This is a genomic window from Sporosarcina aquimarina (assembly GCF_019748715.1).
Taxonomy (GTDB): domain Bacteria; phylum Bacillota; class Bacilli; order Bacillales_A; family Planococcaceae; genus Sporosarcina; species Sporosarcina newyorkensis.
Genome location: NZ_JACLBZ010000012.1, coordinates 51,693 through 65,617, shown reverse-complemented (window position 1 = coordinate 65,617; position 13,925 = coordinate 51,693). Strand labels below are relative to the sequence as shown.

12 protein-coding genes are annotated in these 13,925 nt (G+C 42.2%); 11 read left to right on the top strand and 1 reads right to left on the bottom strand.

Annotated features, from left to right (window positions below):
- Positions 1–133: 133 nt before the first annotated feature.
- The 7 genes from mutS (at position 134) to H7J92_RS06115 (ending at position 9,661) form a co-directional block, all read left to right on the top strand.
- Positions 134–2,701: a DNA mismatch repair protein MutS gene (mutS, locus tag H7J92_RS06145; protein WP_009497296.1), complete on the top strand. Its 2,568-nt coding sequence runs from the start codon at positions 134–136 to the stop codon at positions 2,699–2,701.
- Positions 2,702–2,706: 5 nt separating this feature from the next.
- Complete coding sequence (gene mutL / locus H7J92_RS06140; protein ID WP_009497294.1) at positions 2,707–4,536, top strand: DNA mismatch repair endonuclease MutL; 1,830 nt, start codon at positions 2,707–2,709, stop codon at positions 4,534–4,536.
- Between the two features lie 22 nt (positions 4,537–4,558).
- A complete protein-coding gene (locus tag H7J92_RS06135; RefSeq protein WP_009497292.1) occupies positions 4,559–6,214 on the top strand; it encodes a glycerol-3-phosphate dehydrogenase/oxidase in 1,656 nt (551 codons plus the stop codon).
- Entirely contained in the window at positions 6,196–7,116 is a 921-nt protein-coding gene (locus H7J92_RS06130; RefSeq protein WP_221835983.1) for an alpha/beta hydrolase, read from the top strand. The genes H7J92_RS06135 and H7J92_RS06130 overlap by 19 nt, the downstream gene beginning before the upstream one ends.
- Positions 7,109–8,041, top strand: coding sequence for a tRNA (adenosine(37)-N6)-dimethylallyltransferase MiaA (gene miaA / locus H7J92_RS06125; RefSeq protein WP_009497288.1), 933 nt, complete (start codon positions 7,109–7,111; stop codon positions 8,039–8,041). Before H7J92_RS06130 ends, miaA begins: the two co-directional genes overlap by 8 nt.
- 40 nt (positions 8,042–8,081) lie before the next feature.
- A complete protein-coding gene (hfq, locus tag H7J92_RS06120; RefSeq protein WP_009497286.1) occupies positions 8,082–8,306 on the top strand; it encodes an RNA chaperone Hfq in 225 nt (74 codons plus the stop codon).
- Between the two features lie 95 nt (positions 8,307–8,401).
- Positions 8,402–9,661: a methionine gamma-lyase family protein gene (locus H7J92_RS06115; RefSeq protein ID WP_009497284.1), complete on the top strand. Its 1,260-nt coding sequence runs from the start codon at positions 8,402–8,404 to the stop codon at positions 9,659–9,661.
- 47 nt (positions 9,662–9,708) lie between these two features.
- Here the strand turns inward: H7J92_RS06115 and lexA are convergent, their stop codons facing one another.
- Complete coding sequence (gene lexA, locus H7J92_RS06110) at positions 9,709–10,329, bottom strand: transcriptional repressor LexA (protein WP_221835980.1); 621 nt, start codon at positions 10,327–10,329, stop codon at positions 9,709–9,711.
- Positions 10,330–10,526: 197 nt separating this feature from the next.
- On the opposite strand from lexA, the gene yneA reads away from it, so the two are divergent.
- The 4 genes from yneA to tkt all read left to right on the top strand — a co-directional run bounded on the left by yneA (position 10,527) and on the right by tkt (position 13,906).
- Positions 10,527–10,844 (top strand): cell division suppressor protein YneA, encoded by a 318-nt coding sequence (gene yneA, locus H7J92_RS06105; protein WP_009497280.1) that lies wholly within the window; start codon positions 10,527–10,529, stop codon positions 10,842–10,844.
- Positions 10,837–11,490: a YneB family resolvase-like protein gene (locus H7J92_RS06100; RefSeq protein ID WP_009497279.1), complete on the top strand. Its 654-nt coding sequence runs from the start codon at positions 10,837–10,839 to the stop codon at positions 11,488–11,490. Before yneA ends, H7J92_RS06100 begins: the two co-directional genes overlap by 8 nt.
- A 66-nt stretch (positions 11,491–11,556) precedes the next feature.
- The gene (locus H7J92_RS06095) at positions 11,557–11,793 is read left to right on the top strand and encodes a DUF896 domain-containing protein (protein WP_009497277.1); all 237 of its coding nucleotides are present in this window, start codon (positions 11,557–11,559) and stop codon (positions 11,791–11,793) included.
- A 106-nt stretch (positions 11,794–11,899) separates the two neighbouring features.
- A complete protein-coding gene (gene tkt / locus H7J92_RS06090) occupies positions 11,900–13,906 on the top strand; it encodes a transketolase (protein WP_009497275.1) in 2,007 nt (668 codons plus the stop codon).
- The last annotated feature ends 19 nt before the right edge of the window (positions 13,907–13,925 follow it).

Genomic DNA, 13,925 nt, shown 5'->3' with positions numbered 1-13,925 from the left:
TTCACCGGCTTTTTAATTTTGACCTTATCATGGAAAGAATGAATTTCTTAGAGAGGTGGCTCCTTTTGATTCGTTAACTCCGGATAGGTTTGTTATAATGAAAAGAAAATGAGCGAATAAATGAGGGTTTTACATGTCACAACATACACCGATGATTCAGCAATATTTACAAATTAAAGAACAATACACCGATGCTTTTTTATTTTTCCGATTAGGTGACTTCTATGAAATGTTTTTTGAAGATGCAGTGAATGCATCTTCCATTTTAGAGATCACATTGACGAGCAGGGACTCAGGGGCTAAGGACCGGATTCCGATGTGCGGTATACCTTATCATTCCGCTACCGGCTATATTGAAACACTTATCCAAAATGGCCACAAAGTTGCGATTTGCGAACAGATGGAAGATCCAAGATCAGTCAAAGGCATCGTAAAGCGTGAAGTGGTAAAAGTGATCACACCTGGTACGCTGACAGAAGGCAAAACAATTGATACGGAAGCGAACCATTTTATTGGCGCGATCGACAGCTTAGGAGATCAACGGTTTGCACTCGCTTATCTAGACGTCGGAACAGGCGAAGGGAAAGTAGAATTAATCGAGGGAACTGAGCGCTCGCTGCTAGCGGAAATCGAATCTCTCGGAATGAAGGAAATTGTCGTAGATCAAACACTGCATTTAACTCTCCATGAAATGTTTGAGAATCGTGAAATTATGCTGTCTATTGAAGATGCAGAGCAAAATGCCTCTATTGCAAAAGACACGTATGGACACCTTCCCAATGAACTACAAGAAGCTTGCAATAAGCTACAGTCGTATTTGATGCGCATGCAAAAAATGGTGTTCGGCCATATCCGTCCTTTTGTTTATATTGAAAAGGACGCGAAACTGTCAATTGACGCGAACTCCATGCGGAATCTAGAACTCGTCCAGACGATTCGTTCAGGCAAGAAGGAAGGTACATTATTTTGGGTATTGGATGAAACGGTCACCGCAATGGGTGCAAGAAAACTGAGAATGTGGATCCATCAGCCATTGGCACAGCGTAAAGCAATTGAAGAGCGATTGGAAACTGTCAGTAATTTAGTCGATGAGTTTTTCCTGCGTGAAGAACTAGTAGAGGAATTGAAAAATGTCTATGACTTAGAACGGCTTGCCGGTAGAATCTCAATGGGCAGTGCAAGTGCACGAGATTTAGCACAACTACGAAATTCATTGACACATATTCCAAAATTGCAAAAAATATTAAGTGAATCCAAGCGGCCGATGCTTCAGCAAATTGCGGATAAAATGGACCCATGCGAAGATACGTATCAATTACTAGCGGATGCAATTGCCGAAAATCCACCTTTAACGAGTAAAGAAGGCGGTCTGATCAAAGATGGTTACAACGAAAAATTAGATCAACTGCGTGATGCGTCTCGTAACGGCAAAAGCTGGCTGGCGCAACTTGAGCAAAAAGAACGCCAAGCAACTGGGATTAAAACATTGAAAATCGGGTATAACCGAATATTTGGATACTACATCGAGATAACGAAATCCAATGTTCATTTAGCGGATTTAACACGATATGAACGAAAACAAACATTGGCAAATGCGGAGCGATACATAACGACGGAATTGAAAGAGAAAGAAGAGTTAATATTGAATGCAGAAGCTGATGGTCAAATACTTGAAACGAACTTATTTTTGGCGATCCGCGAACAAGTGAAAGAGGAAGTACAGCGTATCCAGAAACTCGCGTCTGTTGTAAGTGAACTGGATGTGTTGCTGGCATTCGCTGTGGTATCGGAAAGAAATCGTTATATACGTCCAGAATTTCATAACGGACGAGCGCTGGATATCCAAAACGGCAGACACCCTGTCGTTGAAAAGATGATGAATCACTCGCTTTATATACCGAACTCTTGTGAATTAGCCGACTATAGCAATATGTTACTGATCACAGGACCGAATATGTCGGGGAAAAGCACCTTTATGAGGCAAGTTGCCTTAACTGTCGTAATGGCACAAATCGGTTGTTTCGTACCATGCGAAAAAGCAGTGCTGCCGATTACAGACCAAATATTCACACGGATCGGTGCGGCAGATGATGTCGCGTCTGGCCAAAGTACGTTCATGATGGAAATGATGGAGTCACAATATGCGCTCGCTCATGCGACATCCCGAAGTTTATTGCTGTTTGATGAAATTGGCCGTGGTACTTCTACGTATGATGGAATGGCTCTTGCGCAGGCAATGATGGAGCATATACATGAGCAGGTCGGAGCGAATACATTATTCTCTACGCATTATCATGAATTGACGAAGCTCGAAGATGTACTCGCACGCTTATTAAACGTGCATGTCGCCGCAAAAGAACAAAACGGCAAAGTAGTATTCCTACATAAAGTATTGCCTGGCGCTGCGGATCGAAGCTATGGAATACATGTGGCAGAACTCGCAGGATTGCCGGCCGAATTGGTAGAGCGGGCGAAAAAACTATTGCAGCGATTTGAGGAAGAAAGTGCTGCCAATGAATCCACCAGCGTGTCTGAGCAATTGGCGCTATTTGATACTTCAATTGAGTCAGCGACGTCCTTAGAACAACAAAAACTTCTGGATGAAATCAAAGCTGCAGATGTACTGAATATGACACCACTCCAAGCGATGCAGAAAATTGCGGAATGGAAAGAACGTGTATCCGCAGAAATGAAAGGTTGAGGCGAATGAATCACATTCATATTATGGAAGATACACTTGCCAATAAAATTGCAGCAGGAGAAGTCGTCGAGCGGCCTGCTTCCATCGTCAAAGAATTAGTGGAAAATGCGATCGATGCACAAAGCACCCAAATTGAAGTGACTCTTGAAGAAGCGGGACTGACATCCATACGTGTAACAGATAACGGCAAAGGCATGTCTGAAGAAGATGCGATTCGCTGTTTTGAACGACATGCTACGAGCAAGATTTCCAATGAACATGATTTGTTTCGTATCCGTACACTAGGATTTCGTGGGGAAGCGCTGGCAAGTATCGCTGCTGTATCTAAAGTTTCATTATGGACATCCGATGGTGAGGACCAAGGAACCGTCGTAGAAATCGAAGGCGGTAAAGTATTGAAGCATGAACCGGGAGCTTTACGTAAAGGTACTGATTTCACGATCCAACAATTGTTTTTCAATACACCGGCTCGCTTAAAATATATGAAGACGATTCAGACAGAACTTGGCCACACGATTGATTTGCTGAATCGGCTTGCTTTAAGTCATCCGGATATCGCCTTTACATTAACGCATGATCAACATCAAATTTTGCGGACTTCAGGTTCAGGTAATTTATTGAGAGTTCTGTCTGATATTTACGGAGTATCGGTTGCCCGCAAGATGATTCCTTTTGAAAAAGAAGACGCAGATTTCAAGGTTAATGGTTTCATAACATTACCTGAACTGAACAGAGCATCGAAGAATTATGTTTCACTTCTGATGAATGGACGGTGGATAAAGAGTTACCCCGGTACTCAAGCTGTGATCGATGCGTTGCATACGTATTTGCCGATAGGCCGCTTTCCAATTGCGGTTGTAAATATCATGGCGGATCCAATCCTAACCGATGTCAACGTCCATCCAGCTAAACGCCATATTCGAATCAGTAAGGAGAGTGAATTGTTTACTTTAATAAAAGAGGCAATCAGAGAGGCGATCCAAAAAGCTTCGATTATTCCGGATGCAATTAAAAAAGAGAAACTAACGAAAACAGATTCTGAGCAACAAACGATTTGGTCGCCTTCGTTCCGTCGCCAAGAAGCTCCCGCTCGTCAACAACAAGTTCTAGAGCCTGTCGTCCCTGCAAAACCTGTTCAAAATCCTTTTTCAGAAATAACCGAACCTGAATTTCCAGAGGCTATTTTCGAACAACATGACGAGCCGCCAACAGAAGAGCCAATTCACAATGAAACAGAGACGGAAACCAGTTTGTTTCCTTCCATCGTACCGATCGGACAAGTACATGGTACATATATTGTTGCTCAAAACGAGGATGGCTTTTATATGATTGACCAGCATGCTGCGCAAGAACGTATTAAGTATGAGTATTTCAAAAAGAAATTAGGTCAAGTGAGTGCGGATGAACGACAACAGCTTTTATTGCCGCTTGTTTTCCATTATTCTGCGGATGAGCAGGTGAAAATTGAAGAATGTAAAGAAGCACTTGAACGAGTAGGGGTTTTTTTAGAAGCATTTGGACCCGCTACGTACACAGTCAAAGAATATCCGGCGTGGTTCCCTGAGGGCCAAGCAACTGCGATTATTGAGGAAATGATCGAGCAAGTGCTGCATAGCCGTAAGGTAGATGTAGAAAAACTAAGAGAAGAGAGTGCCATCCTAATGAGTTGTAAACGTTCCATTAAAGCGAATTATTATTTAACTCAAGCCGATATGGAACGGTTACTCGATGACTTAGGAAAGTGTCACAATCCATATACATGTCCGCACGGCCGTCCTGTATTGATTCATTTTACGACGTATGAATTGGAAAAAATGTTTAAACGAGTGATGTAGCAAATCAGAGAGGAGCAATCAGATGTTTTCAACTATTGAAAGAGCAGACAGTATTGAGGATTTAAAAAGATTTTCATTTGATCTGTTAATAGTAGGTGGCGGAATAACAGGTGCAGGGATTGCGCTTGATGCAGCGACTAGGGGATTTTCAGTTGCTCTCATTGATATGCAAGATTTCGCGGCGGGAACATCCAGCCGTTCGACGAAATTAATTCATGGCGGTTTGCGTTACTTAAAACAGTTGGATGTCAAAATAGTCGCGGAAACTGGGAGGGAACGTGAAATCGTCTATCGGAATTCACGGAACATCACGAAGCCGAGACCGATGCTGTTGCCGATTTATAAAGATGGGACATTTGGCAAATACTCTACCTCAGCCGGGCTGTTGGCATATGATCTTTTGGCTGGTGTAAAACATGCGGAACGCCGTGAAATGTTGAATAAAGAAGAGACGCTGGAGCTGGAACCGCTGCTTAAGAAAGAGCGGTTACAAGGTGGCGGGCACTATGTGGAATACCAGACAGACGATGCGCGTCTGACAATCGAAGTTTTGAAAAAGGCTGCGGAATATGGAGCGCTTTGTGTTAATTATACAAAGTGCGAGCAGTTTAATTTTGAAAAAGATGATGTTGTCGGTGCGGTGCTGAAAGATCAAATATCGGGTGAAAAATTTTCGGTTGCTGCGTCTATGGTCATCAATGCAACCGGTCCGTGGGTGGACGATCTGCAGCAAAAAATCAGCAGCAAACCGAAAAAACAGCTTCATATCTCAAAAGGTGTCCATATTGTAGTAGACCAATCTGTATTTCCTTTACAGCAAGCGATCTATTTTGATCATTCGGATGGTCGAATGCTTTTCGCGATTCCAAGAGGAAATAAAACGTATGTCGGTACGACGGATACATTTTATTCAGCGAACAAACAGCATCCAACAGCTACAGAAGAAGATATTCAATACATCATTGGAGCAGTTAATGAAGTCTTTCCTAGCGTGCAATTAACGCGTAGGGCTGTCGAGTCAACTTGGGCAGGATTACGTCCATTAATTGCGCAAGAAGGAAAGGATGCTTCAGAAATTTCAAGACGCGATGAAATATGGGAAATGGTTCCGGGGTTACTGACAATTGCTGGAGGGAAGCTGACGGGATACCGTCAAATGGCAGAAGTCGTCGTCGATAGGGTTTCTGAAAAACTGAAGCATCCTAATATTCTACCGTGTCAAACGAAAAAAATTGCCGTCTCAGGAAGTGATTTTGTGGACGATCAATCACTGCAACACTATATCGATGAGCAATCGGTGAGAGCACCACACTACGGTTTAACTGTACAGCAAGGTGCTCGGATTGCTTCATTTTATGGGAGAAATAGCGATAAAGTATTTCAGTTTGCCCACTCTATTTCTGCGGAAACGAATAGCTTGCCAATTAGTTTACGGGCAGAAATTCTATATGGCATTCATTATGAAATGGTCACATCACCAAGTGACTTCTTTATTCGCCGAAAAGGCGATTTGTATTTCCAAATCGATGTCGTGGAGACTTTTGCGGAGCAAGTAACCGACTATATGGCAAATTTGCTGCATTACACGGATAATGAGAAAACGGTATATGTAAATGATCTGATGAATGCAATTGCGGAAGCGAAAGGAAGTGGCGCTAATTGGAAGAGTATTGGATAGAGGCGAGAGACGGGACAAAACTGTATAGTAGCTTCCATAAGTCTGCTGAATCCGGAAGAGCACGTGTACATCTTATACATGGAATTGCAGAGCACAGCGGACGATATGGAGAGTTCATTAATTATTTAGTAGAACAGGGCTATGTTGTGGTGATACATGATCAAAGAGGGCACGGCAAAACAGCTGGAGGAAATAAGCTGCCATACGGTGATCTTGGCGATCAAGTCTCTTTTGATCATTTAATTGATGATGTGTTTGAAGTCATCCAGTTTTATCAGCACGAATATCCCGACCTTCCAGTAGTTCTTTTTGGACATAGTATGGGGTCATTTGTAGCCAGACGTTTTATTCAGTTGTATGGAAATGTAGTGGATAAAGTGATCTTATCCGGAACTGGAAGTAATTCGAAAATCATCAGTTACGCCGGAAAACTGCTGGCTGAGTGGAGAGAAGATCATTTGCCGAATAAACAACCGGATGAATTCTTGAATCAATTGGTTTTCGGCAACTTTTCGAAACCATTCGCTGAAGACGGTTCATCATTTGCTTGGTTATCAAGGGATCGTGAAACAGTCAGAGGATATGAACAGGATGAGGCTTGTGGTTTTGTTCCCACTTCACAATTGTTTCGCGTTTTATTGGAAGGTTTGAATACAATTGAAGATCAAGAATCCGTACGAAATATCCCGAAGGAGCTGCCGATTTTATTGGTATCCGGTACAGACGATCCAGTAGGTGATCGAGCGAAAGGTGTTTGGAAAGTGGCAAAGCAGTTCAACGAGGCGGGGCTGCAATACGTGACTGTTCAGCTATATGAAGGCGGACGCCACGAAATGCTTCAGGAAACGAATCGCCTTGAAGTATTCCAGAATATAATTGGATGGATGAAACACTATGAATGAATCAATTGACGTAATTGCAGTGGTAGGCCCGACCGCATCCGGTAAAACTGCATTGAGTACAGCTCTTGCGCTTGCTCTTAATGGAGAAATCATCAATGGCGATGCGATGCAAGTCTATAAAGAATTAAATATCGGAACCGCAAAGATCCACCCTTCTGAAATGAGAGGAGTACCACATCATTTTTTTGATGTGAAAGAACCGACAGAAAGTTTTTCCGTAGCGGAATACCAAGAAGCCGTTAGAGAGTGGATTGCGGATATCCAGTCACGAGGAAAATTGCCAATTATCGTAGGTGGCAGCGGAATGTATATACAAGCAGTCTTATTTGATTATCGTTTCACGGAGCAGGCAGCCGATCCAGTAATTCGTCAAAGGTTGGAAGAGGAATTGGAATCGTCCGGGTCAGATGATTTATATGCCAGGCTGCGAATGTTGGATCCGAAAAGTGCAGAAAGTATCCATCCGAATAATCATCGACGATTAATTCGTGCGCTTGAAATAGTGGAGGTCACTGGCCGAACAAAGCAAGAGCACGAACAGCAACAGGGAAATCAGCCAATGTACCGCGAGTTGCTGATCGGGTTGGATTTACCTCGAGAACAGTTATACGAACGGATTGACCGACGCGTTGACTTGATGGTGGAGGCGGGATTGTTTGCGGAAGTCCATGCTTTATGGGAGCGCGGAATCAGGGATACACAAGCGGTTCAGGCGATCGGTTATAAAGAGTTGATCGCGCATTTTAATGGACAGCTAACGAAGGAACAGGCGATTGAAGCCGTCAAAAAAAACACTCGGAACTATGCTAAAAGGCAATTGACATACTTCCGCAATAAATTACCTATCCAATGGGTCGAAGCGAATCAATCGAATGATGAAATTTTCAGAAGAACCTCTAAAATAATAGAGGATTTTCAGAAGTGAGTATGGAATAACTAGATAACAGAGACAGGGAGGCAATTGAATGGCACAAGGAAATATGCAAGATACGTTTTTGAATGCATTACGCAAGAACAACACATTCGTTACAATTTTTTTGTTAAACGGTTTTCAACTGAAAGGCCTTATTAAATCCTATGATAATTATACGGTCTTACTTGAATCGGAAGGCAAGCAGCAGCTCATTTACAAACATGCAATTTCAACATTTGCTCCTGCGAAACCCGTAATTTTAAAAGATGAACAATAAACAGGCGCTTGCCTGTTTTTTTGTGGTCTTTAGTAGGTCAACTGCAGTCCTTCTGTTAAACTAGATGATGAACAAATTGAAAAGAGGTACTACAAATGCAAATAGCACCAATTAATGATGAATTACTCATGAAATCTCAAGAAGCAGAGCAGTTGATTGCACCGTATGTAAAGGAAGTAGAAGACATTGCTTTCTACAATCAACGAAAGGTTCTTCAGGCTTTCAAGCAAAACCGTGTCAGTGATTTTCATTTATCTGGATCAACGGGCTATGGGTATGACGATAGCGGCCGTGACGTACTGGAACAGGTATACTCAGATGTCTTCGGCGCTGAAGACTGTCTGGTCAGGAATCAAATCATCTCTGGGACCCATGCGATCACGATCAGTTTATTCGGGATTCTGCGTCCGGGCGATGAGTTAATTTATATTACGGGTAAGCCTTATGACACGTTGGATTCCATCGTGTCAGGAAACGGAAAAGATACTGGATCACTGGAAGATTATCAAATTTCCTATCAGCATATTGACTTGCTGGAAGGCGGTGCTGTTGACTATGTCAAGGCTAAACAAGCAATTTCATCAAAAACCAAAGTGGTTGCGATTCAGCGCTCAAAAGGCTATTCGAGCAATCCATCCTTCCGTATACATGAAATAGAAGAAATCATCAAGGAAATCCGCAAAATAAAAGAAGACGTCGTGATATTTGTAGACAACTGCTACGGTGAATTCGTCGAGAAACAGGAACCGACTGAAGTAGGGGCGGATCTGATGGCGGGTTCACTAATAAAAAATCCAGGCGGCGGACTAGCTAGAACGGGCGGCTATATTGCAGGCAGGAAAGAACTCGTTGAAAAATGTGCATATCGCATGACATCACCGGGACTAGGGGCAGAAGCAGGGGCTTCATTGGATACGCTGTTGGAAATGTATCAAGGTTTCTTTTTAGCGCCGCACGTAGTCAGCCAGGCCGTTAAAGGAGCTTTGTTTACAGCTGCATTTTTCGAGCAGTTTGGAATGGATACTACACCGCATTATAGTGAACGGAGAACTGATCTCATTCAATCTGTCAACTTCTCATCAGCAGAACAAATGATCAAGTTTTGTCAGATGATCCAGGATAACTCACCGATCAATGCGCACTATGCTCCTGAACCATCTTATATGCCCGGCTATTCGGATGATGTTATCATGGCTGCAGGCACATTTATACAAGGCTCCAGTATTGAGCTGACAGCTGACGGTCCGATTCGACCTCCTTACACCGCTTACATTCAAGGCGGTTTAACGTATGAGCATGTAAAAACAGCTGTGCTCACTTCCATGGAACAATTATTAGAGCGAAAATTAATCTAAAGAAAAAAGTGTATCAAGAACCTATAGGGGTTCTTGATACACTTTTTTTAATGGATCATTCGGTAAACACCGACGACTTTACCAAGTATGGACACATGATTCACGATAATAGGATCCATGGAAGAATTTTCAGGCTGTAAGCGGAAGTAATCTTTCTCTTTAAAAAAACGTTTTACAGTAGCTTCATCTTCCTCTGTCATCGCCACCACGATTTCTCCATTGGAAGCTGTATGTGTTTGTCTGACGATGACACGGTCGCCATTCAAAATACCTGCCTCGATCATACTGTCACCGACGATTTCCAACATGAAGATCTCATCATCTGAAGAACCGAACGTATCTGGTAATGGAAAATATTCTTCAATATTTTCTACAGTTGTAATCGGAGTCCCTGCTGTAACTTTACCGATCAAAGGAACATGCATGACGCCGCTCTTTAATTCGTCTAGTCCTTCCGGGTCTAAGACTTCTATTGCACGCGTCTTAGTAGGGTCCCGGCGAATAAACCCCTTGTTTTCCAATCGAGATAAGTGACCATGTACAGTGGAGCTAGATGCCAGTCCTACTGCTTCCCCGATTTCACGCACGGATGGCGGATATCCTTTTAGCCGTACTTCATCTTTAATAAAAGCTAATATTTCTTCTTGTCTTTTAGATATTTTCTTCAATCTATTCACCTCTTCAAATTGTTTACTAATAAATAGAGATACAGCTCAAGTATTTTGAATATAGTATAACATGTGTTCGATTAGTAATCAAACAAAGGTTCGAATTCTGCTTGACAGCCAATCGTACGTTCTCTTATAATAGAGAACAAGCATTCCGAACATGCATTCTAAAAAGTAGACTACTAGGGGGATTTATCATGAAATTTCTTAAAGAAAATTATTACTTTATCGTACTATTAATCGTTTTTCTTAGTGTTGCAGCTTATCAATTGGACAAACTGTCTGAAGAAGATAATTATCTAGAAATTGTCATCAATGACGGGGACACATTATGGGGGCTGGCAACCAACTATTCAGATGGAACACCTGCGCACCATTGGATTGAACAAGTTAAATCATTAAATGAATTGCAGACTGATCAAATTAATTCGGGTGAATTATTACGCCTTCCTGTTAAAATGAACCCACAAGCTGAACATCGTGTGGCTGAGATGGGGGAGGAAGCGGATGAATAAAAAAAAGTGTGTAATTTATTGTCGGGTCAGTACCGAAAAGGAGAGTCAAGAACAATCCATTGTCAGACAGCAGGAAGAGCTGGAAATATTGGCGGCAGAAATGTTTTATGAATGTGTAGGTATATTCACTGATCGCCAGAGCGGTTATGATATGGACCGTGAAGGTCTGTTGAATTTATTGGATCGTATACAAGCAGAACCAATCGATGCTGTCTTTATTCAAGATGAGACAAGATTAGGAAGAGGCAATGCGAGGGTGGCCATCCTGCATGTCATTGCTAAATCGAACACAGCTGTTATTTCAAACCATACAAATGGAGCACTGGAGTTAAATGAAATGGATACGATGCTGTTGGAGATTTTAGCGATTGTAGAAGAATACCAACGGAAACTCCATAATGCCAAAATACGAAGAGGAATGAAAAGAGCGGTTCAAAGAGGTTACGACCCTTCCCGTAACTTGCATAATATCGACCGGGGCCCAGGAAGAGAACGACTCGAATTGCCTATTGAAGAAATTGTCGCGTTGCGCAACAAAGGAATGACATTCGATGAGATTTCGAGAGTATTGATCGGACTTGGCCATTCGGTTAGCAAAGCAACTGTCCATAGAAGATATAAAGAGTTTCAAGAGCAGGAACACTAATCGTTTGCACTTTTCCTTCAGGTTGTTTACATTTTAGTAAATGAAGAAATTTTGGAGGGTGTAAAGATGTTATCTGAAAAAAAGATTAAGCGTATTAATGAGTTGGCAAATAAATCCAAGACTACAGGGTTATCTATTGAAGAGGCAAAAGAACAAACTCAATTGCGTAAAGAATACTTGGAAACTTTCCGTTCAAGCATGCGTGAAACAATTGAATCTGTAAAAGTGATCGACGCAGAAGGAAATGATGTAACTCCTGAAAAGGTTAAGGAAGCAAGAGAGAACCAAAAGCCGTTAAATTAAGTCTCAACTGCTGATTAATATTGTAATTCATTAAGTAATTGACTACACTGTAGAAGGAATACTTATAAAAATAATCAGAAGAGACAGGACGGAAAGGATGTACAGAATGACCGGAAAAATCGATCAACTGGCAATAACAACAATCCGAACATTATCAATCGATGCGATTGAAAAAGCAAATTCAGGTCACCCGGGATTACCGATGGGTGCGGCTCCAATGGCTTATACCTTATGGACAAAGTTTTTACACCATAATCCAACAAATCCGCAATGGTTTAACCGAGATCGCTTTGTGCTATCTGCTGGTCACGGCTCTATGCTGTTGTATAGTTTACTGCATTTAAGTGGCTATGGCTTAACGATTAATGACATTAAGAATTTCAGACAATGGGATTCTAAAACACCTGGACATCCAGAATACGGCCATACAGTAGGTGTGGAAGCGACTACTGGTCCATTAGGTCAAGGTATCGGAATGGCTGTGGGAATGGCTATGGCGGAAAAACATCTAGCCGCAACTTACAATAAACCTGGTTTTGATATTGTTGACCATTACACATATGCGCTTTGCGGAGATGGTGATTTAATGGAAGGCGTTGCTGCCGAAGCGATCTCATTAGCTGGTCACTTACAATTAGACAAGCTGATTGTACTTTATGATAGCAATGATATTTCTCTTGACGGCGATTTAGGTATGTCCTTCTCTGAAAATATTAAGAAACGCTTTGAATCCTACGGTTGGAATTACTTGCGCGTGGATGATGGCAATGACATCGATTCACTATCTGAAGCCATTAAAGAAGCTAAAGGAAAAACGGGCGGTCCTACAATTATCGAAGTGAAAACGGTCATCGGCTATGGTTCACCGAATAAATCTGGTAAAGCAGATGCGCACGGTGCACCGCTTGGCGAAGATGAATTAGCATTAACAAAAGAGTACTATAAATGGACATTTGATCAAGACTTCCATGTTCCGGAAGAAGTATATGACCGTTTCAAAGAAGCGTCCGAAGAACTGGGTGTTAAACAAGAACAACAATGGAATGAATTGTTTGATCAATATGAGAACGAACATAAGGAATTGGCAACACAGTTGAAAAAAGCAATTGCCAATGAACTTCCCGCTGACTTGAAAGAAAGCTTGCCTATCTATGAGGCAGGAGCTTCCGTAGCTACTCGTTCAGCTTCAGGAGAATCCATTAATGCGCTGGCTTCAACTTTACCATCTTTATTTGGCGGAAGTGCGGACCTTGCAGGATCAAATAAAACATCTATCAAAAATGCAGGAGACTTCTCTTCTGAGAACTATGAAGGTCGCAATATTTGGTTTGGTGTTCGGGAATTTGCAATGGGAACTGCATTGAACGGTATGGCTTTACACGGCGGAGTTTCTGTTTTTGGTGGTACGTTCTTCGTATTTAGTGACTATGTAAGACCGGCAATTCGGCTGTCTGCGTTAATGGGCTTGCCCGTAACGTACGTTTTCACACATGATAGTGTGGCGGTAGGAGAAGACGGTCCTACACATGAACCAGTCGAGCAGTTGGCTTCATTACGCGCTATGCCAGGGTTATCAATCATTCGTCCTGCTGATGGTAATGAAACGTCTGCAGCTTGGTATGCAGCCGTCTCTTCAAAAGACACACCAACGGTTCTAGTACTATCTAGACAAAACCTGAAAGTGTTGCCAAAATCTAAAGAACTGGCTATGGACTCTGTACAAAAAGGTGCATACATCGTATCGCCAGCTTCTAAAGAACAAGCGGACGGTATTTTGATTGCGAGTGGTTCCGAAGTCAGCCTCGCGGCAGAAGCACAGCAAGCGCTGAAAGAACAAAACATTGACGTCAGCGTAGTCTCCATGCCGTCTTGGGATCTGTTTGAGAAACAAGATCAGGCTTATAAAGATTCCGTGCTTCCAAAGCAAGTGAAGAAAAGATTGGCTATCGAAATGGGAGCTTCCCTTGGATGGCATAAGTATACAGGCGACGAAGGCTCCGTTTTGGCAATCGATACATTCGGCGCAAGTGCACCTGGTGATCTAGTTATTGAAAAATATGGCTTTACTGTTGACAATGTTGTGAAGCGAATGAAAGAATTGCTAGATCAATAAGTAAAGCACTCCACACATC

Coding starts and splice junctions, on each gene's coding strand:
- H7J92_RS06100 (WP_009497279.1), top strand. CDS start 10,837: ATGAATAAAAAAAAGTGTGTAATTTATTGTCGGGTCAGTACCGAAAAG.
- yneA (WP_009497280.1), top strand. CDS start 10,527: ATGAAATTTCTTAAAGAAAATTATTACTTTATCGTACTATTAATCGTT.
- mutS (WP_009497296.1), top strand. CDS start 134: ATGTCACAACATACACCGATGATTCAGCAATATTTACAAATTAAAGAA.
- H7J92_RS06135 (WP_009497292.1), top strand. CDS start 4,559: ATGTTTTCAACTATTGAAAGAGCAGACAGTATTGAGGATTTAAAAAGA.
- miaA (WP_009497288.1), top strand. CDS start 7,109: ATGAATGAATCAATTGACGTAATTGCAGTGGTAGGCCCGACCGCATCC.
- tkt (WP_009497275.1), top strand. CDS start 11,900: ATGACCGGAAAAATCGATCAACTGGCAATAACAACAATCCGAACATTA.
- mutL (WP_009497294.1), top strand. CDS start 2,707: ATGAATCACATTCATATTATGGAAGATACACTTGCCAATAAAATTGCA.
- H7J92_RS06095 (WP_009497277.1), top strand. CDS start 11,557: ATGTTATCTGAAAAAAAGATTAAGCGTATTAATGAGTTGGCAAATAAA.
- hfq (WP_009497286.1), top strand. CDS start 8,082: ATGGCACAAGGAAATATGCAAGATACGTTTTTGAATGCATTACGCAAG.
- H7J92_RS06115 (WP_009497284.1), top strand. CDS start 8,402: ATGCAAATAGCACCAATTAATGATGAATTACTCATGAAATCTCAAGAA.